Annotated in this window: 21 protein-coding genes; 9 read left to right on the plus strand and 12 right to left on the minus strand. The window is 37.7% G+C overall.

The window, feature by feature from the left end; translation table 11 throughout:
• Nucleotide 1 precedes the first annotated feature (1 nt).
• Nucleotides 2-1111 carry a peroxiredoxin family protein gene (locus ACY650_RS13485; protein WP_462248157.1) on the plus strand — a complete coding sequence of 370 codons (1110 nt, stop codon included), beginning with the start codon at nt 2-4 and terminating at the stop codon, nt 1109-1111.
• A 64-nt stretch (nt 1112-1175) separates the two neighbouring features.
• The gene (locus ACY650_RS13490; RefSeq protein WP_462248158.1) at nt 1176-1637 is read left to right on the plus strand and encodes a hypothetical protein; all 462 of its coding nucleotides are present in this window, start codon (nt 1176-1178) and stop codon (nt 1635-1637) included.
• 1 nt (nt 1638) lies between these two features.
• Here the strand turns inward: ACY650_RS13490 and ACY650_RS13495 are convergent, their stop codons facing one another.
• The 4 genes from ACY650_RS13495 to ACY650_RS13510 are packed head-to-tail and all read right to left on the minus strand — an operon-like array spanning nt 1639 to nt 3986.
• Nucleotides 1639-2163, minus strand: coding sequence for a YehS family protein (locus ACY650_RS13495; RefSeq protein WP_462248159.1), 525 nt, complete (start codon nt 2161-2163; stop codon nt 1639-1641).
• Nucleotides 2156-2791, minus strand: coding sequence for a hypothetical protein (locus ACY650_RS13500; RefSeq protein WP_462248160.1), 636 nt, complete (start codon nt 2789-2791; stop codon nt 2156-2158). Before ACY650_RS13500 ends, ACY650_RS13495 begins: the two co-directional genes overlap by 8 nt.
• Before the next feature lie 3 nt (nt 2792-2794).
• Nucleotides 2795-3316 (minus strand): acyl-CoA thioesterase, encoded by a 522-nt coding sequence (locus tag ACY650_RS13505; RefSeq protein WP_462248161.1) that lies wholly within the window; start codon nt 3314-3316, stop codon nt 2795-2797.
• Between the two features lie 10 nt (nt 3317-3326).
• Complete coding sequence (locus tag ACY650_RS13510; protein WP_462254413.1) at nt 3327-3986, minus strand: protein-L-isoaspartate(D-aspartate) O-methyltransferase; 660 nt, start codon at nt 3984-3986, stop codon at nt 3327-3329.
• Nucleotides 3987-4009: 23 nt separating this feature from the next.
• Between ACY650_RS13510 and ACY650_RS13515 the strand changes: the two genes are divergently transcribed.
• Nucleotides 4010-4591: a riboflavin synthase gene (locus tag ACY650_RS13515; RefSeq protein ID WP_462248162.1), complete on the plus strand. Its 582-nt coding sequence runs from the start codon at nt 4010-4012 to the stop codon at nt 4589-4591.
• Nucleotides 4592-5296 carry a LytR/AlgR family response regulator transcription factor gene (locus ACY650_RS13520; protein WP_462248163.1) on the plus strand — a complete coding sequence of 235 codons (705 nt, stop codon included), beginning with the start codon at nt 4592-4594 and terminating at the stop codon, nt 5294-5296. It abuts the gene before it with no gap.
• 36 nt (nt 5297-5332) lie between these two features.
• Here the strand turns inward: ACY650_RS13520 and hemF are convergent, their stop codons facing one another.
• Complete coding sequence (hemF, locus tag ACY650_RS13525) at nt 5333-6232, minus strand: oxygen-dependent coproporphyrinogen oxidase (RefSeq protein ID WP_462248164.1); 900 nt, start codon at nt 6230-6232, stop codon at nt 5333-5335.
• On the minus strand, nt 6232-8748 hold the full coding sequence (gene tamL, locus ACY650_RS13530) for a translocation and assembly module lipoprotein TamL (RefSeq protein ID WP_462248165.1): 2517 nt from the start codon (nt 8746-8748) through the stop codon (nt 6232-6234). The genes hemF and tamL overlap by 1 nt, the downstream gene beginning before the upstream one ends.
• Nucleotides 8749-8752: 4 nt before the next feature.
• Here tamL and ACY650_RS13535 point away from each other — a divergent pair, with 4 nt between their 5' ends.
• Complete coding sequence (locus ACY650_RS13535) at nt 8753-9484, plus strand: TrmH family RNA methyltransferase (protein ID WP_462248166.1); 732 nt, start codon at nt 8753-8755, stop codon at nt 9482-9484.
• On the opposite strand, the gene pgi is transcribed toward ACY650_RS13535, so the two are convergent.
• The 4 genes from pgi to trpS form a co-directional block, all read right to left on the minus strand.
• On the minus strand, nt 9466-11055 hold the full coding sequence (pgi, locus tag ACY650_RS13540) for a glucose-6-phosphate isomerase (RefSeq protein ID WP_462248167.1): 1590 nt from the start codon (nt 11053-11055) through the stop codon (nt 9466-9468). The two genes, ACY650_RS13535 and pgi, sit on opposite strands and share 19 nt — an antisense overlap.
• 12 nt (nt 11056-11067) lie before the next feature.
• On the minus strand, nt 11068-12075 hold the full coding sequence (locus tag ACY650_RS13545; RefSeq protein ID WP_462248168.1) for a calcium/sodium antiporter: 1008 nt from the start codon (nt 12073-12075) through the stop codon (nt 11068-11070).
• Nucleotides 12076-12190: 115 nt separating this feature from the next.
• Entirely contained in the window at nt 12191-13897 is a 1707-nt protein-coding gene (locus tag ACY650_RS13550) for a phospho-sugar mutase (RefSeq protein WP_462248169.1), read from the minus strand.
• A gap of 8 nt (nt 13898-13905) precedes the next feature.
• Nucleotides 13906-14877 carry a tryptophan--tRNA ligase gene (gene trpS, locus ACY650_RS13555; RefSeq protein WP_462248170.1) on the minus strand — a complete coding sequence of 324 codons (972 nt, stop codon included), beginning with the start codon at nt 14875-14877 and terminating at the stop codon, nt 13906-13908.
• Between the two features lie 79 nt (nt 14878-14956).
• Between trpS and ACY650_RS13560 the strand changes: the two genes are divergently transcribed.
• Entirely contained in the window at nt 14957-16018 is a 1062-nt protein-coding gene (locus tag ACY650_RS13560) for a DUF1573 domain-containing protein (protein ID WP_462248171.1), read from the plus strand.
• Nucleotides 16019-16023: 5 nt separating this feature from the next.
• Here the strand turns inward: ACY650_RS13560 and ACY650_RS13565 are convergent, their stop codons facing one another.
• Nucleotides 16024-17853, minus strand: a complete 1830-nt coding sequence (locus ACY650_RS13565) for a M1 family metallopeptidase (protein ID WP_462248172.1) — start codon at nt 17851-17853, stop codon at nt 16024-16026.
• Between the two features lie 82 nt (nt 17854-17935).
• On the opposite strand from ACY650_RS13565, the gene ACY650_RS13570 reads away from it, so the two are divergent.
• A complete protein-coding gene (locus ACY650_RS13570; protein ID WP_462248173.1) occupies nt 17936-18058 on the plus strand; it encodes a hypothetical protein in 123 nt (40 codons plus the stop codon).
• Here the strand turns inward: ACY650_RS13570 and gyrB are convergent, their stop codons facing one another.
• Entirely contained in the window at nt 18059-20017 is a 1959-nt protein-coding gene (gene gyrB / locus ACY650_RS13575; protein WP_462248174.1) for a DNA topoisomerase (ATP-hydrolyzing) subunit B, read from the minus strand.
• A gap of 184 nt (nt 20018-20201) precedes the next feature.
• Here gyrB and ACY650_RS13580 point away from each other — a divergent pair, with 184 nt between their 5' ends.
• Nucleotides 20202-21593 (plus strand): leucine-rich repeat domain-containing protein, encoded by a 1392-nt coding sequence (locus ACY650_RS13580; protein ID WP_462248175.1) that lies wholly within the window; start codon nt 20202-20204, stop codon nt 21591-21593.
• Nucleotides 21594-21663: 70 nt separating this feature from the next.
• Complete coding sequence (locus ACY650_RS13585; protein ID WP_462248176.1) at nt 21664-22461, plus strand: DUF2490 domain-containing protein; 798 nt, start codon at nt 21664-21666, stop codon at nt 22459-22461.
• Nucleotides 22462-22539 lie beyond the last annotated feature (78 nt).

Genomic DNA, 22539 nt, shown 5'->3' on the forward strand with positions numbered 1-22539 from the left:
AATGATCAAGAATACTCTAATTATTGCGTTAACGGCCCTTGTCTTTGGATGTAGTCAAACTTCAAACGAGGGCATAAAACTATCAGGATCACTTGAGCAGTTTACTGATAATAGTTTTATATATCTGGAGCTGGTAGGAGAGAATGGAATAGAGCCTGTAGATACTTTGGATGTAGATGCTAGCGGGGTTTTTAGTGAGTATTTGGTTATCAATGAACCTGCTTTTTACCGTCTCAATTTTAACGGCCGTCAAATTGTGACGCTAATCCTTACCGGAGAAGAAATGGAGGTAGAGGTTCATGTTGATGGTAATGATCCTAGAGGATTTTCAGAGGTTTCCGGATCTTACGATACAGAATATAAAAGGCAGATGGATAATTTGATGCAAGAATACCGTCAGCAAATCCAGGTGCATCAACAAACTCAAAGGCAGGCAAGAGCAAATAATGATGCTGCATCTTTCCAAGATGCTCAATTTAAAATGATGGATTTGGCAAGGACTGCCGAAATGAATCTAAAAGATCAGATTAGAAACGCCAGCCCTTCATTAGCAGCATTTTATGGGATTCAAATGATTGATGCTGAACAAAATGTTGGTTTCATTGATTCGATTGCTGCTGAGCTTGAAGCAAAAATGCCTACTAACTTTCATGTTGCTGGTTTAATTGAACAAGTATCAAGTAAAAAGAGGTTGGCTATAGGAAAAGAAGCTCCTGAGATAGAACTTCAAAGTCCGGATGGTGAACTCATTAAGTTAAGTTCACTGCGAGGAAATTATGTTTTGATTGACTTTTGGGCAGCATGGTGTCGTCCATGTAGAGCCGAAAATCCAAATGTTGTACGTCTTTACAATCAATATTCAGACAATAACTTCGAGATATTAGGTGTCTCACTTGATAGAACCAAAGACAAGTGGGTACAAGCAATAGCTCAAGATGGATTGCCATGGTTACACGTCTCTGATCTGAAATATTGGAGAAGTCAAGCGGCCATGGACTATCAAGTTGGAGCTATCCCTGCAACATTCCTAATAGATCCAGATGGAATAATTATAGCTAAGAATTTAAGAGGCGTTACTTTGGCAGCAAAGCTGAAAGAGATATTCGGATAAGTAATTATCACTCTCTATTTATTGACAAATTAGGGGTTTTTGGAAGGTTGATTGACAAAGATGTATGAGACCAATCCTAATTTACTTCTGCGTGCTATTTGCTCTATTATCACCATCCGTATTGGCAGCACAGAAAACTGATTCAGTTAAAGTTAAAAAAACATTCTTCACAGGAAGGGACCTTAGAAAAGGTCAGGTAAATTGGCTGGATCAGCAAGGTTTTCAAACTAAGGGATATGAATGGAATGATCCTACTATCAAACTAGAAATTAGAAAAGCGTTAAATAGAAGGGATCTTAGCTATGGACTTGGCATAATAGGCGGTAGTGTTCTTTTTACCAAAGCGATTCTCAGTATTTTACTTGCTCCAATTGCAAATAGGAATAGCGATTCAGGTAGTTCAACCAATTCGAATGCAGCCTACTACATCGGTGGCGCTATGGTCGCTACCTCAATTGGGTTGAGTTTTGATGCCAATAAGAGGGTTAAGAAAGCCAAGAAAGCCAGGGAGAAGAAGTTCAAATAATTCAATCTCTCTTTGGCCGCGTGATTATGCGTTTTTCAGGTTTACTTAAAATCTCCTCTTCGACTTTTTTACCACGATGTTTAATTTGCAAACCCTGAAGAAAATTTCTCAAAAATTGATCTTTACAAACTCGATATTGCTTTTGTGAAGGATTTCTGAAAATCGCGTTTATTTCATGTTTGCTTACTTCGAAATCTGCCAAATCCATGATTTCTACAATGTCATCGTCTCGTAAGCTGAGTGCAATTTTTATCTTTCTGAATATTTGATTGTTGTTAAGGCTTTTTTCGGGTTTCGGATTTTCACCATCTTTTTTTCCTCTGTTTTTTATGATTAACCCATTTAAGAAAACAGCCAAGTCAATGTCATAAATTGGTTTTTGATCTTCATCATCATCTTTTTTTAACCAATCGCTGATTTCAGCTCTCGATACTTCTTTACCTCCATGTTTGAAAAGCTTTGTTACTTTATCATCACCAAGATTGAAGATGTAGCGAATACGTCGTAGGATGTCGTTATTATTCATTTAGTTGATTGACAAACTTCTGCAATGCTTCCCAAAGCTTAGCTTTTTCTTGTACATCCCCTGATATTTGATCCAGCGGCTTCGAACATAGAAATTCACTGTTTTTATATGGTATTGGAGAGTAAAATGCTTTTGCCTCAGGTACAAATACCAACGCCTTTTTAAAGCTGATAGATTGATCAAATCCACCATCAAAGATTTTATATTGATCTGAAGGTAGTTTACATGCGGCGATGATCTTATTTAATAACTCTATATCAGATTCGTCGTTGCTACTATGAAACACAGCGAATGAGATCTCCTTAATGGATTCTGTTTCTTGCTTAGGGATTTTAGGAGATTCTGCTACCTTTTCTTCTGGATCCTGAACTTCATTTGATTCGGTTGTTTCAACGGTTTCTTCTTTCTTAGAATTCTCAGATGCAGGTTCGTGTACCAACTCTTGTTTCGCGGAAACTTCTTCTACAGATTCAACTATTGCTTCTTGTTCTATAGAAACTTCTTCTTCAGTTTCAACAACCACCTCATGTTCTACCGAAACTTCTTCCTCAGATTCATTAGATGTTTCATCTTGAGGAAGCATATAAATTTCTTCCGTTATTAGTAGGTGAAGGTTTTCTTTTTCCATGGATTATTCTTCCATATCAAATATAGACTTAAGTTCTTTAGCTTCACTTGGTTTCATCCTTTTACCAAGCACTAGTCTCAATTGTCTTCTTCTAAGTGCACCTTCATACAATTCTTTTTCAAGGTCAGTTTCAGGCTCCACTTCAGGAATATCTATCGGTTTTCCAGATTGATCAACTGCCACAAAAGTGAAAAAGGCGAGGTTGGTGTGTACTTTCTTATCAGCAGGAATATCTTCAGCCACTACTTCCATGTAGACTTCCATAGAAGAACTAAATGCACGAGTCACAAATGCTGATATTGTTACTGTGTTACCTTTTCTTATTGGTTCTGAAAAAGAAATGTTATCAACAGAGGCCGTTACTACAATACGGTTTGAATGTTTCTGAGCAGCTATGGCGGCAGCTATATCCATCCAGTGCATTAGACGTCCTCCCATTAAATTGTCAAGTCCATTGGTATCATTGGGAAGTACCAATTCTGTCATTGTCACGTATGAGTCCTTACACTTTTTCACCTTTTTCATATGCTTCTTTTTAGTCAGTCCATCCTTTAGCTCCACGCAAAGGTACAAAGCTAAAATTGTCGAATTGCTTCTTTTTTATTTTGTTTTCGTCCGTTTTTTCTATCAAAACCATAGATTGTATGTCATTGTTCCCGACAGGTATAACAAGCCTTCCTCCAATTTTTAACTGCTGAATGAGTTCTTCCGGTACGGTAGGTGCCCCTGCAGTAACAATTATTCCATCGTAAGGCGCAAATCTGGCCATTCCCCTAGAACCGTCTCCACTATACATGTGAGGTTGATATCCCAGTTTGGGTAGAAATCTTATGGCCTTTTGATACAATGCTTTTTGATACTCGATGGTATATACTTTGGCACCCATCTCGACAAGTACGCAAGCTTGATATCCAGAACCCGTGCCAATCTCTAAAATTTTATCTCCTGGTTTTACATTGAGCAATTGTGATTGAAATGCTACGGTGTACGGTTGACTTATAGTTTGTCCTGAATCGATAGGAAAAGCCTTGTCCTCATATGCATGTGAATCAAAAATTTTGTCAAAGAAAAAGTGACGTGGAATGCTGCTTATTGCCTTTAAAACAGCTTGATCAGTAATTCCTTTCTGCTGTATCTCGGAAACAAGTTGTTTCCTCAAACCTTTATGCTTGTAGGTATCTTCCAATTCAATTATTTTGAGGCCTAAATTTAATCAGCGTGTTTACAGGAATTGTTGAAACTGTAGGGAAAGTAGAAGAAATAAATCATGATGGATCCAATGTGGACTATTCAATTTCTTCAGAGATATCAAATGAGCTTAAAATAGATCAAAGTGTCTCACATAATGGTGTTTGTTTGACTGTCACTAAGGTTTCTGAAGGAAAACATTGGGTTACTGCTATTGATGAAACACTTAAGAAGTCGAACCTGGGAGCGGTAAAGGTGGGCGATTCACTAAATATTGAGAGGTGCATGAAGGCTGATGGTCGATTTGATGGTCATATTGTTCAAGGACATGTGGATTCAACAGCCAAAGTAGTTTCTATCGAAGATGAAAATGGGAGCTGGTTGATCACATTTGAACTGGCAGAAGAGGGGCTTGTGGTAGAAAAAGGAAGTATTTGTATTAACGGTACCAGCCTCACTTGCTTTAACGTTGAAAAAAAAATCTTTTCTGTGGCAATAATTCCATATACATTTGAATATACCAACTTCAATCAGCTAGCGGTTGGTAGTGTTGTTAATATTGAATTTGATATTATCGGAAAGTACATAAACCTAATCTTAAATAGAAAATAGATGGCACTCAATTGCATGGTGGTAGACGACGATAAAATGTCGCGTCTCGTTATCAAAAAATTTATAGATAAGACGGATACACTCGTTCTATCTCACGATCTGGACAATACGCAAGAAGCTCATGATATCCTTCTTGGTGAAAGTGCCAATGATGTAGACATTGTATTTCTAGACATAGAAATGCCTGGCATGAGCGGGCTTGAGTTAGTTAAATCCCTGCAGCATGCCTACAATGTGATACTTGTTACTTCCAAAAAGGAATATGCAATCGAGGCATTTGAAGATTCTGTTGCCGACTACTTGGTAAAGCCAGTAGAATATGAGCGTTTCATGAAGGCGGTGAATAAAGTGAAGGAGAATCTTGAGAAAGAGAAACTAATCGCTGAGCAAGAAGATCATATTTATGTTAAAAGTGATGGAAAACTTTTCAGGCTGAGCTACGACAACATCCTATTTGTCGAGGCATTGGCAGATTATGTGATATTCAATACTGAAAGTGGTAAGAAACATATCGTTCATCATACAATGAAAGGTATTGAGAAAAGGCTACCTGAAAGTATATTCAGCAGGGTACACCGTAGCTACATAATCAACCGAAATAAAATACATAAAATTGAAGACCTTCAAGTTCACATAGGTGAGAAGACATTCTCAATCGGAGCTTCCTATAAGGAGTCTTTAATGGAGAAATTCAATCTTCTGTAAGAAGTATTAGAAGAATAATAAAGGTATTGATTGATTCTATTGAATCCAGTCAATGCCTTTTTTTAATGATTCAAGTGTTTGCTTTTGTAGCGTTGTTTCAGGTGTATGGCTATATTCCCAGTTTGCTTCGGGGGGCAAGCTCATCAGTATTGATTCGGTTCTGCCGTTTGTATCTAATCCAAATTTTGTCCCTTTATCGTGTACTAGGTTAAACTCTACGTACCTTCCTCGACGTAGTTTTTGCCATTTTTTGTCTTCCTCAGTAAATGACTTATTTCTTAGCTCAGAGACAGCATCGGTATAAGCAGGTACAAACGTATTACCTACATCTTTTACAAATTGCCATTGTTGATTTTTGGATCGCCCATCACTATCGCTTAAACGATCGAAGAATATTCCCCCAATTCCTCTTGTTTCGTCTCTGTGCTTTACGAAGAAGTAGTCATCCGCCCACGCTTTGAATTTTGGATAAAAATTTGAATCATGTTTGTCACAAGCGTTTTTTAAATGTTGATGGAAATTCCTTGCCAGTTCAGGAATTACATAGTGAGGTGTTAAATCGATTCCACCGCCAAACCACCAAATTCCATTGCTCATTTCAAAATACCGAACATTCATGTGAATAATCGGCACCCATGGATTATTTGGGTGTAGTACTATAGACACGCCAGTTGCAAAGAATTCAGCCTCTGGAAGTTTGAGTGCTTGAAGTATTTTTTCTGGAGTAGGGCCTGAAACGGCAGAGAAATTCACACCACCTTTTTCAATCAGATTTCCATTCTTGATCACTCTAGATCTGCCACCGCCACCTTCTGGTCTGTCCCATAAATCTTCTTCAAAAGAGGCATCTCCATCTAATTCTTCAAGAGAATGACAAATTGAATCTTGTAGGCCTTTAAACCAATTGGCTATACTTTCCTTAGTAATTGCTTCCATTAAAACGGGTATCCTATTCCAATATTTATTTCTGAATTTCTCCCAAAGTTTGAAAAGATCTCGTCTCCAACAAAGCGTTCTCCTTTTTTCTGTGCTGGATCAAATAATTTCATTCCAAGATCTACTCTGAAAATTAGAAACTGTAAATCAAAACGCAGTCCGACTCCTGTTCCAACAGCCATTTCATTCATGAATTCATTAAATCTGAAAATACCATCATCACCCTCAGGATCTTCCGTTGGTTCTACCAATGAGTTTCTAATCGTCCATATATTTCCAGCATCAATGAATATTGCTCCTTCTAGAAAGCCAACTAAGTCTTGTCTTAACTCAACACTGGATTCAATTAAAATTTCTCCTCGTTGCTCGTTGCTATAGTCAATAAAATCTGTTGGATTTTCATTAGAATCCGTCTCAAAAACTCCAAATGCGCCAGGTCCCAATCTTCTTGGTCTCCAGGCTCTAATGCTACTACTACCTCCAGCAAAGAAGTACTTTTCATACGGAAGCGATTGGTTAGTGCCGTATGGATATGCAAGGCCTACATTTAAGCGAAAAGCAAGATTGCTTTTTCTGCTTAGTCGTTCAATTTTACGAAGGTCTATTTGAGATTTAGCATATTGAAACGTTAGTGTGTCTCTTATACCAATAATGTTATTTAAATAACCTCCTAGTTCCGCATCAAATCGAACATATCCACCATCTTGCCCATTGGCGTATTCACCGAGGTTAAGATCGAGCCTAAATGCACTACTGGTCACAGTTGATGAATTAAATGCTAAGGCATATGGATTGTTTTGGTCTTCAAGATTGTCCAAAAATTCTCGAAATTCATCTGTGGTCTCAGCGTCAATAAGGCTTAATTGAAAAGGTGTGAGGGTATATTTAATTTGGTCTCTCACTTGCCAGCTATACGCCCAAGTACCTCTATAAATAAGTCTTAGATATTCATTTGCTCTATCTTCAAATGAAAAGTCGAAGGATATTCTTGTCTTCGGGTTGAACCGTCCAATCTTATTTTTATAATAAGATCCGAGAGGGAATAAGAACTGGGGAAAGGTAATTGCTGCTTCTGCCCCAAACTGACGTGAGGTATAGTTTCCATCAAAGCCAGTTTCTTCTCTTACCGACCGCAGATCTTCCAGTTTTGCATTAGCATCTAAACTCAAGATTTCTAAGGTTCTAAAGGTATTTCTGTTTTTCAAGTTGACATTCACAAATGGACCCGGTCTACCTTGAGATCTTGCGAGTCCAAATTCACTTGAAGTCTGGAATTTTTTAAATGGAGATGTAAATATGTTGGCTACAAAATAGTTTCCCGTCGTATCATAATTGATGTTGATGAATTTAAAATTGTCGAGATAGGACAGTTGCCTTTGTGTCTCTATTGTTAAATCTCTGCTATACGGATCATCTTGTTCTAGTGGTACTCGCCACTCCAAGACCTTTTTTGAATACCTGTTTCTTCCAAACTCAAAAGTTATATCCCTGTATTTTTCTTTTGTCCGAGCAAAGGTTTCTGTCACACTGGCATCAGTATTAAAGACGATGGAATCCAGATAGAATATCTTATGCTCCGGTTTACCTGGTGGATTCTTTATTATTTCTCTAACAATAAGTGTATCTCTGCCCAATTGAATTGAATCGATTTTAAATTCAATGTACTGTTTTGAGAATTCAAAGTATCCGTTATTTAGTGCTAGGTCATAAATGAAGTCTCGTTCATCACTTAGTGTTTCTTGATTGTAATATCCCTTTCGCAATGGCAAGTTCTTCTCATTTTCTTTTATTAATGCCAAGAGCACGGTGTCTGCTATATCATATTGAATAGAGTCTATAACATATCTTGTATTTAATGCGATGTTGTAGTTTAGGTTGATATACCGATCCTTATGTCCTGCCCATCCACTAATCCAGTTTCTTACATTCCGTCCAAATCTTGCTACGGAACCAAGGCTATCAAAGTCGGCGGTGTCAATGTCAACGGTTGCATCAAAGTATCCATGTGACGCTAGGTATTGGTTTATTTTATTGGCAGTAAGTCTTGATCTGGAGTGATTATATATAGCAACTGGTTCACCCCATCGCATGAGCTGATTTCCTTGACGTACTTTTCTGTTTTTCTTGTCGTATTTCTTAGCTCTTTTGTTTCTGAGTTTTTGCTTTTTCTTGTCTGTTTCAGCACGTGCTATTTTACGATCATATTTTACCGCTAAAGAATCACGTTTAGCAATGGCTCGTTCGCGATCGTATCCTTTACTCAAAATCCAACCATTTTCTCCAAGTTTATATAAATGGTTTAGATGGGTAAATGGATAGTTGCCGAATAAAATTCTACTATTGGCTTTTTGCTCGTAAAGTCCTCGTGCTTCATCCTCAAATGAGCCTGATATTCCATTAATTTTCTGCTTTGCAAGTATCTTTTGATCATCGACTAAAAACTTAGAGCCGAGGCAGGAGGTAAGGAATATGCCTGCGAATAGTGATATTTGGCTTAGTTTAAAAAATCGCTTCAAATCAATGCTTTCTAGGAAGGATCAGAAATTCATAAAATCACTCAAAGTTAAGAAGTACCGAACTCGTGAGGAACGCTTTTTGGTGGAAGGAACAAAAAATGTGCAAGAGTTGCTAAAATCTTCATTTTTTGTTGAAATGGTAGTTGGTACAGAGCATTACTTTTCAGAGAATTTGAAGACTGGTAGCCATAGAAATGAAGTAGTGGAAAGTAGTATGCTAACACAGCTCGGAACATTTAAATCCAATGAGGATTGTCTAGCTATAGCAAGAATGAAAAATTGGACGCTAAAGGATATAGACTATAATGATCATTTGTTTGTATTAGATGGGGTGGGAGATCCAGGTAACGTTGGCACTATAATAAGGACATTGGATTGGTTTGGCTTTAAGCAACTGCTACTATCCCCAGAGTGCGCTGAGTTTTATCATCCTAAAGTGATCAATAGTACAATGGGATCGTTTACTAGAATAAAAGTCATTACAAATAGTCTGGAAGAATTTTATTCTGATAATCAATTACCAATCTATGCGGCTGATATGAATGGGACGAATCTGCAAGAAGTAGATTTTAAGTCAGCCTCTGTCATTGTAATGGGAAGTGAATCACATGGGATTAGCGCTATGACGCGTAACAAAGTTTCGCAATTAATAACAATACCTCAGTATGGAGATGCAGAGTCCTTAAATGTAGGAATAGCAACAGGCATTGTGGCCGGTCATCTACGCATGTTCTGATATTGTTTCATTAAAGACTTTGTAGAAGAATCGTGATCACCATCTCTTTGCTCTTTGATCTCTGATAAAATTGGTTTGGATAGTTGCTTGCCAAGTTCAACTCCCCATTGGTCAAAACTGAAGATGTTCCAGATCAGTCCTTGAGTAAAGACTCGATGTTCATAATATGCAATCAGTTTGCCTATGTTAAATGGGGTCAATTCCTTTATAAGAATACTTGTAGATGGACGATTTCCTTTGAACACTTTGGAGTTCTTTAAAATGTCATTTGAATCACTGCCAATTTCATCTATTACTTGATCCAGAGATTTTCCTTTCAATAGGGCCTCTGATTGGGCGAAAAAGTTAGCCAAAAGCTTCTCGTGATGATCTTCGTGGGTATGTGCTGGTTTAGCGATGGCAATGAACTCACAAGGGATCACTTTTGTGCCTTGATGTATAAGCTGATAGAATGCATGCTGTCCATTTGTTCCTGGTTCACCCCAAATGATTGGTCCGGTCTGATGCGTGACTTCAGTGCCAGATCTATCTACATATTTTCCATTGCTCTCCATATCTACTTGCTGAAGGTAAGAAGGTAGATATCTTAACCTGTGATCATATGGCAACACAGCCATTGAGTCGTAGTTTCGGAAGTTATTATACCAAATACCAATTAGGGCAGAGATCACTGGGAGATTTTGTTCAAAATCGCTGGACTGAAAATGATCATCCATTTCGTTAGCGCCTTTCAATAAGGATTTAAAATGTTCAAATCCTACTGCACAGGAAATACTCAGTCCAATTGCAGACCACAATGAAAATCTTCCTCCAACCCAATCCCAGAATTCGAACATGTTTTCACTTGATATTCCGAATTCATTAACAGCTTTTTCATTGGTGCTGACAGCTACAAAATGTTGGCGTATCGTTTCTTCACTGCCGCCATTTTTTAAAAACCACTCTCTCGCTGACAATGCATTAGTAATGGTTTCTTGAGTAGTAAACGTCTTTGATGCTATAATAAAGAGCGTAGTCTTTGGATTTAGCCCTTCTAATGTTTCAACCATTTGAGCGGCATCAACATTCGATATAAAGTGAGGGGTAATTTCCTTCCAAAACGGTCTTAATGCATAGGTTATCATTTTAGGTCCAAGATCTGAGCCTCCAATACCTATGTTCACTACATCGGTGATGGTGTCACCACTAAATCCTTTAATATTTCCGCTGTGAAGCTGGTTGCTGAATTTCTCAATTTTATCTAGCTCTCTTTTAACATCTTCGTTAGTTTCACTTCTTAAGGCAACATGATGTACGGCCCTATTTTCAGTTTCATTGATTGACTGACCATCAAACATTGCACTAATGCCTTCTTCCAGTCCACATTCTGACGCTAATTGAATTAAAGTCTTCAAAACTTCATCAGAAACCTCATTCTTTGAAAAATCGAAATGAAAATCTTGATGATCAAAAGTGAATTTTGCAATTCGATCGGAATCATCAAGTAAAGTTTGAATATCGCCTTGTTGTAAAGCTAAATCCTTGAGTTTTGCCCATGAGACGGTAGTCGTGGGGTCAATCTTTGGAAGCATGTTAATTGAATTTTAGAATAAACCTGGAAAGATTCCTTCTCTTACAAAGAGATAATAAGAATATGCTAGGAAGCCAACTATATATATCATTCCTTCAGCTCTATCCAGTTTGTACTTGTTTAAAGTAAACATGAAAATGAATAGCAGGAATGTGCCCAGCATTACAATATACAGATCGATGTTTAATGATGGGGTGTAGATCAGTGGTGAATGAACTATTGAAGTTGCACCCAAAACAAGTAATAAATTGAAAATATTTGATCCGACAATGTTACCTACAGCTAAATCTGATTTTTTATGGAATGCTGCAACAGCGGATGTAGCTAACTCTGGGAGTGAAGTACCAGCAGCTAAAATCGTAAGGCCAATCATCTTGTCGCTTACATGATAGAACTTAGCAATAGTCACTGCATTTTCTACAATTAAATTTCCTCCGAACACCAATCCTACAATTCCAAGAACGATCATGAGCGTAGTCTTCAAGCTTCCATGAAGCTCGATGTCTTCCATTTCAGCCTCAGGATTTCGGCTCAGGTTCATGAAAATATACACGATGAACAAGCCGAACATTACTAATAAAATAATGCCGTCTCTAACGTCTAGTGAATTGGTATCTGAACCAAAAAACAATGCATCATTAACCAGGATGAAGAATATGAATGTAGCCAACAATGAATAAGGGACTTCTTTCCAAAGGGCATTTCGCTCAACAGTTAATGGGTAAATGATGCTGGCTATTCCCAGAATGAGAAAAATATTAAAAATATTCGAGCCTATAATGTTGCCAAAAACGACCTCATTCGCTCCACTGCCACCATCTTGTACAGAACCTGAAATGATGTTCACAACTAACTCTGGAGCTGAGGTACCCATTGCCACCACAGTCAAACCAATGGCTATGTCAGAAACATTAAAACGTTTGGCTAAAGAAGAAGCTCCGTTTACTAGGTAATCCGCTCCTTTGATAAGGAGGACAAACCCTACTATTACAAGCAAAAAATTTAGTAATACGTTACTCAATTCAGTTTATAGGTTAGATTGGTGACTCGCTCTTTGAAAGACCATTTATCTTCTTCCTTCTAATCTTCGCAAATTAACACTTTTGGTTTATTTAATCCAATAATTTGCCTTTTCATCACAAATTCAAGTCATTCAATAAGTTATGTATTTTATTTTTCAACTTCTCTTCGGTTTTATAAAAGTCGCCGCCCTCTAATTTGCTCATAACCGAAAAATAGAATTTTATCTTTGGTTCTGTGCCAGATGGGCGGATGCTAACTTTAGTACCATCTTTGGTAAGGTATTGAAGTACATTCGATTTTGGAAAACTGACAGCAGCTTTTTTATCATCTGTCTTGTTTTTTACTTCATCTAAATAATCAATTACTGCCGTAACCTCAGATCCTCCTAAAGTTTTGGGTGGGTTCGATCGGAAATCTGACATCATTTTTTTGATCTCTTCAGCTCCTTTTAATCCCTTTTTGGTAATTGATTTAAGCTCCTCATAATAGACACCATACCTTTCATAGACCTTGAGTAAGAGGTCGAAAACGCTTAGATCCTGTTCCTTAGCCCAGGCGGCCATTTCTGCAATTATTGCGCAGCTAGCCACTGCATCTTTATCACGAACACTTTCTCCGATCATGTAGCCGTAACTCTCTTCTCCACCTCCAATGAAAACTTCTTTACCCTCTTTTTGCTTAATAAGATTTGCTATCCATTTGAAACCAGTGAGCGTATCATAGCAGGTTGTATTGAAGCTATTGGCGATATCTCTGATGAGTTCAGTAGTTACAATAGTCTTTCCAATGTATTCATTCCCCTTCATTCCTTTCTCATTCCACTTTTCAAGTAGGTAATACACCAAAAGAGAACCAGTTTGATTTCCATTAAGAAGTTGAAAATCACCTTTTGAATTTTTAACAGCTATACCCACTCTGTCAGCATCTGGATCTGTTGCCATGACAAGATCTGCGTCAATTTTTGTCGCCTCACTCAAAGCAATAGCCATTGCTTCGTTTTCTTCTGGATTAGGATAGACTACAGTTGGGAAATTTCCATCAGGAACCGATTGCTCCTTTACAGTATGAACATTTGTAAATCCTATTTTTTCCAAAGCCCTTGGCACCATTGTAATACCTGTACCGTGGATTGAAGAAAACACAATTTTTAATTCACTGTTGGATTTAATGGCATCCGGTGATAATGAAAGACCGGAAATCATTTCTAAGTAAGCATTATCTATTTCTTCACCAATACTTTCAATTAAATCTGTGTTTGAATTAAAATTGATTTCATCGATGGAGTTGATTCTTTTCACTTCGTCAATGACACTTTTATCGTGAGGTGGGACCAGTTGTCCTCCATCAGACCAGTAAGCCTTGTATCCATTATACTCTTTTGGATTGTGTGAAGCTGTTAATACTACTCCCGCTTGACATCCAAGGTGCCTTATGGCAAAAGACAACTCCGGAGTTGGTCTCAATTCCTCGAATAGATAGACTTTTATCCCATTTGCTGAGAATACCGCTGCAGCTGCCTCCGCAAACAATCGGCTATTGTTTCGACTATCATGGGCAATAGCTACACTAATATCTCCGTCAAACTCCTTTTTCAAATAATTCGAGAAACCTTGAGTGGCCATTCCAACAGTATATTTATTCATTCTGTTGGTTCCTATTCCCATAAGTCCTCTTAAACCACCTGTGCCAAATTCTAAGTCTATTTGAAATGACTCTTCAAGCTCATCAGAATTGTTCAACAAATTTTCGATTTGCTTTTTTGACTCCTCGTCAATGTTGCTGGCGTTTAGCCAAAGTCTTGCTTTTTCTTCTGCTCTCATTATATTTTTTATGCAAATCCTAATTTCGTCTTTACTCTATTCAAGACATCATTCGCTACATCCGAGGCCTTTTCCTCACCTTTCTTCAATTGATCTTCTAGTTCATCAATGTTAGACATGTAGTAATCATATTTTTCACGCTCATCTGCGAAGGCGTCAAGTAAAATTTCAAATAATTCTTGCTTTGCATGACCGTATCCGTAATTGCCACCCTCATACTTTTTCCGCATTTCATTGGTTTGATCTGAGTTGGCAATGAGCTGGTAAATGGCAAACACATTGCATGTGTCTGGATTTTTTGGTTCTTCGAGCGGTGTGCTATCAGTAATTATTTGCATTACATTTTTTCGAAGCTTTTTTTCAGGAAGGAACACATCGATGATATTCCCATAACTTTTGCTCATTTTTTGACCATCAGTTCCTGGGATAGTCATTACCTGATCATCTATTAAAGCTTCTGGAATGGTGAAAGTTTCGCCAAACTGATGATTGAAAGATGTAGCGATGTCTCGTGTCATTTCAAGATGCTGCTTTTGATCCTTTCCAACGGGCACATAATCTGCATCGTAAAGCAGTATGTCTGAAGCCATTAATACTGGATAGTCAAAAAGGCCGGCATTCACATCAGATAGCTTATCAGATTTATCCTTAAATGAATGTGCATTGGCAAGCATTGGAAAAGGAGTGAAGCAATTCAAGTACCAAGTCAATTCTGCACAAGCGGGCACTCTTGATTGCCTATAAAAAGTATTTTCATTTGTGTCGAATCCACAGGCTAACCAGGCCGCTGCCACAGCATTAGTATTTTCTATGCGTAACTTTGGATCTTTAATGGTTGTGAGTGAGTGAAGATCAGCAATAAAAAAGAAGGACTCATTGTCTTTATTCTTAGATAACTCTATGGCAGGCATGATTGCCCCTAATAGATTACCTAAATGCGGCTTCCCTGAACTCTGTATACCTGTAAGTATTCGTGACATTTATTAAAAAATTTGTGCAAACCTATATAATTTGGGGCTTTGTATATCGCCTTAGAAGTGAAGCAAACTGAAATTTACAATGAGAACTTTTTTTTCAATTTCTACTCTTTTATTCTTTCTGACAAGCTTAGCTCAATCTAAGTTGGAATTTATCACCCTAGATCATGATTTTGGTGAAATAAGAGAAGAGGCTGGACCTGCAGAATTTACGTTTCATTTTGTTAATAAAGGAGAAGCGCCTATTCGAATAACTCATGTAAAAGCCTCTTGCGGCTGTACTACTCCTGGCTGGACTAAGGAAGAAGTTATGCCTGGGGATTCTGGTTTTGTCAAAGCGAAGTATAACCCAAGAAATAGGCCCGGTAAATTCAGAAAATCTCTTAGAATCACAACAACTGATGCATCTTCAAACAGAAGCTTGTATATATCTGGATATGTAAAGCCAAAGCCTAAAACTCCTGCTCAACAATTCCCAGTGAGCTTGGGCGTGATGCGTATAAAATATCGCGGAATGAATATGGGGAAGATTACAACCGAAAAACCAGTAGAGAAGGTTTTTGATATTTACAATAGCTCCGATACACTAGCAACTTTGTCCTCAGAAGGAATGATTTTACCTGAGCATATCTCAGTAGAGTTGTCGAAAGCGTATTTAAATCCACGCGAGGTAGGTGAATTGAAATTAATTTATGACCCTGTTAAAAAGAATGATTTTGGATACGTAAGTGATAATATTCAATTAGAACCTGATTCAAAGGAACAACTTTCAGTCATTGCTGTTATTGAGGAATATTTTCCAGAAATGTCAGCTGAGGAGCTAGACAAGGCTCCGAAGCTCGAGATTTCAGATAGAATTCATGATTTTGGTACTGTTAAATCAGGAGAAAAAGTTGAAATAGAATTTGATTTGACTAACCAGGGAAAAGAGAAACTCTTTTTCAGAGCCGTGAAATCTAATTGCGGATGTGTTACCTACGATCTAAAAAATAAAGGTATCAAAAAAGGTAAGAGTCAAACGCTCAAGGTCTTTTTTGATACCTCAGAAATGCGAGGGAATCAGTATAAGTCGATCACTCTGTATTCGAATGATCCCGTTACCCCGACTCAGATCATCACCCTAAAAGGTAAGATTGAAAAGTAGGAGGATTAATTCTCCCACTTGTTATTTTCTCTATCAACATCAGCTAAGTAGCCGCTTTCATCAATTTCAATTGATTGGATGCTGCTAAGAGGAGTGTCTATAGAAAACGTGTATGTCGGATGAGTCCATGACCAATCATTTAGAATTTCTCGATCTAAATCCGATTCGTTTTCTTTTTCACCTCTCATAATTGATAGTGGCGCATAAAATATCTTTTTAGAGCCATCTTTGAAAGTGACATAGATGTCCATAGGCATTGGCATCTTGCCGTTTCTTTTCAATGTAACCATAGATTTCCCATCTTCTTCAATCACATTTTCAATGGCATAATCAATGGTATGTGTTGTATTCATCCAGTAATCAAGATACCAGTCTAATTCAATATCTGATTCCTTTTCAAATACTCGTATCCAGTCTATTGCATCAGGATGTTTATATCTCCATTGATAGTAGTATTTTTTCAATGCACTAGCTGTGGCTTTCTTACCTATTAGGTAGTTCATTTGAGCCAAAGCGATTGCTCCTTTATAGTATGATCCAAGCCCATATGCAAGGTTAGTTTCAAAATGATCTGAATGAGTACTTAATGGCTCTTCTTTACCTGACTGTGTTAGATAGAAATATGTTCTATAATTCCCTTCTTGGGTTCTATTAGACCCTTCAAAAATACTCGCCATGGTTTCAGCTGTTGCGTATGTTGTGAAACCTTCGTCCATCCAAGCGTAATAGCTTTCATTAGTCGCTAATAGTCCTTGATACCAGCTGTGCAGCGCTTCATGGACAGTTACTCCCAATAAGCTCTTTATATTTCTGTTGCCTGTAATTAGGGTAGCCATTGGATATTCCATTCCTCCATCACCGCCTTGAATTATTGAATAATGAGGAAAAGGGTATTCTCCATAATTATCTTCTATGAATTCAAAAGCTTTTACAGTCAAATCAGGAAGTTCATTCCAAGCTTCTGTTTCAGATCCTTCTTGATAGAAGAAATGAAGTTCAGGTCCACCTTCAACCATAGCAGTTTTGTGTGCATAGTCTGGATCTGCTGCCCATACAAAATCATGTACATTTTCAGCTTTGAATCTCCAGGTTAAGGTCTTTCCTTTTCTTTTAACTTCAACGCCTTCATCTTCATACCCATATCCTATTTCGTTTGGATTTTGTAATACACCAGTACCTGCAACAATATAATTTTTTGCAATAGTCAGGTCTACTTCATAGTCGCCCCATGGCGCATAAAATTCTCTCCCTACGTATGGGTGTGTGTGCCATCCCCTGCGATCATATTCTGCTAATTTGGGAAACCACTGAGCCATGCTATAGTCGATGCCTTCTTTATTATTGCGACCACTACGTCTTATTTGATTTGGAACCTGGCTTTGAAAATTCATATTTAAAACGGTTGCGGAACCTGGAAGAAGAGGAGTAGCCAGCTGTACCTCTAATAAAGTTCCTTCGATAATGAAGTTCACATTAGCATCATCTTGTGTCAAAGACACTATTTTATGATATCCAATCTCAGAATCATTCAATTTTGAGATTCGGTCACCCACACGCCCATCAGGGTCTTCAATTGTCCTACTTCGTGTGTCCATCATGCTCTCTGGTTGAAAAGCATTGAAATAGAGGTGGTAGAACACTCGCGTAAGTGTGTCGGGGCTATTATTGAAATACTTCAAAGACTGTTGACCAGTAAATTGATGATTTTTCACATCAAAGTCTATGTCCATTTTGTACTCCACTCTTTGCTGCCAGTAGGTTTGAGAGTAACTCAGTGACGTGAGGCTGACAAATAAAAGTGTGCAAATTGCTTTCTTAATAAAATTATATTTCATAATCGAAATTTAGTTAAACAATCTCTCCTTAAAGTGGTTATTATTTCCGTATATTCAAGGAATCAATTAACCCCCTAAGAGAATGGAAAAAATTTTAGACTTCTTTTTGCTGATCATATTCGCCTTCGGATCTGCTATCCTTTTTACGTTTGCTGTTCTATGGAAATTTCTTCAGGCAATGTATCAGGTTATTACTTCAAAATAATCAAACGTCGACGTTTGCGTATTTAGCATTTTTCTCAATGAACTCCCTACGTGGTGCCACTTCGTCACCCATTAGCATTGAGAACAAATGGTCAGCTTCCGCAGCTGATTCAATTGTCACCTTTTTAAGGCTTCTATGCTGAGGGTCCATTGTTGTTGTCCAAAGCTGTTCTGGATTCATCTCTCCAAGCCCCTTGTATCGCTGTACACCAATAGAATCTTCCTTGCCATTAGGGGCTATCTCTTTGATCACCCTAGCTCTGTCTTCTTCCGACCAAGCATATCGTTCAGATTTACCTTTCTTAATTAAGTAGAGTGGAGGTAGAGCGATGTATAAATATCCACTTTCAATTAGTGGTCTCATATATCTGAAAAAGAAAGTCAGTATCAATGTTCGAATGTGGCTACCATCAATATCAGCATCCGTCATAATGATGATTTTGTGATATCGTAGCTTCTCTAGGTTTAGTGCTTTCTCATCTTCCTCAGTGCCAAAAGAAACGCCAAGTGCGGTGATCATATTCTTGATCTCATCATTGTCATAAATTTTGTGTTCCTGAGCTTTTTCTACGTTCAAAATTTTACCTCTCAATGGTAAAATTGCTTGAAACTTTCTATCTCTTCCCTGCTTAGCAGAACCTCCTGCAGAGTCACCCTCTACAAGATATAACTCACATGCCGCTGGATCTTTATCAGAGCAATCTGCAAGTTTGCCAGGGAGACCAGTTCCAGAAAGTACATTCTTTCGCTGAACCATTTCACGCGCTTTTCTTGCCGCATGTCTTGCTTGAGCTGCAATTATTACTTTCGAGACAATCTGTTTTGCTTCTTTGGGATGTTCCTCTAGGTACTCATTTAAGATTTCACTAACACATGTGTCCACAGCACCCATCACATCTGAGTTACCTAATTTGGTCTTTGTTTGACCTTCGAATTGAGGCTCAGCAACCTTTACCGAAATAACAGCAGTTAATCCTTCACGAAAATCATCTCCCGAGATATCTACTTTGACTTTATCCAGAAGTCCCGATTTATCAGCATAACTTTTTAATGTCCTTGTAAGTGCTCTTCTAAATCCAGAAACATGGGTACCGCCTTCGATGGTATTGATATTGTTAACATAGGAAACCACATTCTCTGAATAGGAGGTATTGTAACTAAGAGAGACTTCTACTGGAACAATACCTTTATCACTTTCCATGTAAATAGGATCCGGGATAAGTTTTTCACGAGTCGAATCTAGATACGAAACAAATTCTGATAACCCACCCTCAGAGAAAAAAGTCTCTTTCACTGGATTTCCAGATTCATCAAGATCGCGATGATCAATCATGTGGATAGTGATTCCAGCATTTAGGTATGATAGTTCGCGTAGTCTTGACGCTATTGTCTCAGAATTGTATTTATTGGCACTGAATATTTCCATGTCTGGTTGGAAATGGATAATAGTACCGCTGATATCTGTTTTTCCTATTTCTTTAACAGGTGCTTGAGGAACGCCAATTTTATATTCCTGCTGGAAAATTTTACCGTTTCTATGCACAGTTGCTGTTAGATGTGAGGATAAGGCGTTCACACATGATACACCAACTCCGTGAAGACCACCAGAAACTTTGTAGGTGTCCTTATCGAACTTACCACCGGCGTGAAGTACTGTCATTACTACTTCTAAAGCGCTTCTGTTCTCCTTTTTGTGCATATCTGTTGGAATCCCTCGTCCATTGTCAGTAACTGTGATGGACTCGTCTGTGTTGATTTCAACAGTGATTGTATCACAATGACCTGCCAATGCTTCATCGATGGAGTTATCCACTACCTCCCAAACCATGTGATGCAGACCTTTTACCCCAATGTCCCCAATGTACATTGCAGGTCTTTTTCTAACAGCTTCGAGACCTTCTAAAACCTGAATATTACTGGCAGAATAATCCCCTTTGTTGTTTTGCTTATTTTCTTCCATGTGCAGTGATTAAAAAACAGTGCTGAGAGTTAAAATTGGTTGATTTTACAATTTTTTGGATTAGCTCTCAATTGTTTAAAATGTAGTCATTTTCAATGTTCAAAAGTACGAAAATTATATCGATTTGGCGAGGTTTTTGTTCTTTAAAATTGACCTTTAACATCACTCAATAACCAAACCTGTAATGCGCGTCTTTAAATACCTTATTATTCTCCCTATTTTGCTGTTTTCCGAGGATCTTTTTTGTCAAGAAACCATAGATAAATCAGATGCAAATAGCCAGGATAGCGTAGCAATTGCGCGTCGGAAAGAATACGAGGAAGCTCTGAAAAGAATGGAAGAAAATAGAAGAAGGAGAGAGGAGAACCCTGAAAGATATGCCGACTCTGTGGCCAGTGTGAAAGAACAAAGAACATTTGCCAGAGCCTCGAAAAGAATTGAAGGTTATAGAGGTCAAGATCTAAAAGAGATTTTGGAATTGGATTTGACAGGAGCCAGGTTGAAAGAAATTCCAGAATGGATATATGATGCTGAAAAACTTGAGGTGCTTGTATTGGATCAAAATCAAATTAGTGGATTGCCAAACGAACTGTCAAGATTCAAAAATTTGAAGCGTATTTATTGGAGAAGCAATGGGCTAGTGCATAATGGATTGAAAATTCCGAAACTTGATGGAATTGAAAAAATTGATCTTAGTGACAACGCATTTACTAAGCTTCCAAAAGTACATAGGCTTAAAGGTTTGGAAGAATTGATTTTGGAAGGAAATCAATTTACCAAAATTCCTACTTGGCGAGGTAGGAGGTTGAAAGATTTGAAAGAGTTAGACATGTCACGTAATCCAATTCAACTTGATAAAAGGTGGTATGGAATGCTTGATCATATTGAAATTTTGAAATTAAATAAATGTGAATTAACAGCTATTGATCCATCTATTTATAAAATGAGAGGACTCCATGAGCTGCAGATTCAGGTGAATAAACTCGAAAATATTCCAGAGGGGATTTCAGCTTTTCAAGGACTAACCAAACTTTCTTTCTATAAGAATAACTTGAATCAGTTACCTACTGACTTTTACCAATTATCTCAACTTGTAGTTGTGGATTTCTATTATAATGATTTTGAAATAATACCTGCAGATATCGGTAAACTCACCAATCTGGAAATTTTATATCTGTCTTTCAATAAGTTATATGATCTGCCGAATGAGATTGGTAACCTTGTCAAATTGAGAGAATTGTATATTCATCACAACAGGTTAAGCGAAATTCCTGAAGATATTTCGAATCTAGGCCGCCTTAGAGTTTTACATTTTCAAGAGAATTATATCCCAGAATTTCCAGCTCCCATCTTAGCAATGGATTCTATAAAAGACTTAGATATTTCTAATACGGATATTAGAAGAATTCCTGAAGGAATAACCAAGCTGCCCTTAAAGAATTTCTACTGGAGAAATCTGGAAATCAACTTAAATAACCCCGATAACGATGAGTCAAGAAGGTCGATAATGGAACTCATGAGCAAAGGGACGAACGTTGTTCCTAAGGTGTCCATACAAGAGATTTCGTCCAATTAATGGAGATTTATCTTGAAAAATGAATTTTTTTACTTGAAAAAGTTCAATTTTGGTTGGTTAAGTCCAACGTATGAATCAGCTATCACCAGTTATTGCACTGATTTTAATATTGTGTGCATTAGAATCATTTTCCCAGTCGGGTCCTGCTGCGCCACAAGAGAAGCAGATTACCACCAGCACTGGAGTATGGCTTGGTTTTTATACAAAGTATCATTTCAATGATAGATGGGCTTACTACGGCGAGTATCATATTAGAAAGCGGAATGGGTTTGACGATATGGCCCAAGTCTATCTCAGGTTTGGTGCTACTTACAGATTGAAAAAGTACTTAGATGTAACGATAGGAGTTGTTCATCCCTTTTATTGGGCACCTAACCAAAATGATCCCAATGTGGATAATGTGGTGGTGCAATATAGATTGTGGCAGCAAGCAGTTTTAGCTACTCCATTTGAGCATATAAAACTATACCATCAATTACGAACTGAACAAAGGTGGAGAAGAGGATTTGAAAAGGGCTCTTCTTTTGAATTGACTCATAGATTTAGATACAAGATGACAATATATGTGCCTCTCAATAAGCCAGCTTTTGAGAATCATACATTATTTCTGGCGTTATATAATGAGGTGTTTATCCAAGCGGGTAAGACTGTAGTATACAATCATTTAGAGGATAACAGAGCATTTGCTGGAGTAGGGTATAATTTGAGCGAACAGTTTCAAATACAGGGTGGCTACATGTTTTCATTTAGGCACAATGGATCACCCTTTGATTATGTGAAGCGACACATATTTAGACTTAGCCTATATCACCATATGGACTTGCACTTAAATAGGCATAGAGAAGAAAGGGATATTCCGATTCATTAGTAATACCTATTTGGTGTAATATCATTATCTATTCTAATTTATTAGAATAGATATTCGAAGATCACTTTGATTAACATT

This window comes from Ekhidna sp. (assembly GCF_963691765.1).
In the GTDB taxonomy this organism is placed as follows: Bacteria; Bacteroidota; Bacteroidia; order Cytophagales; family Cyclobacteriaceae; genus Ekhidna.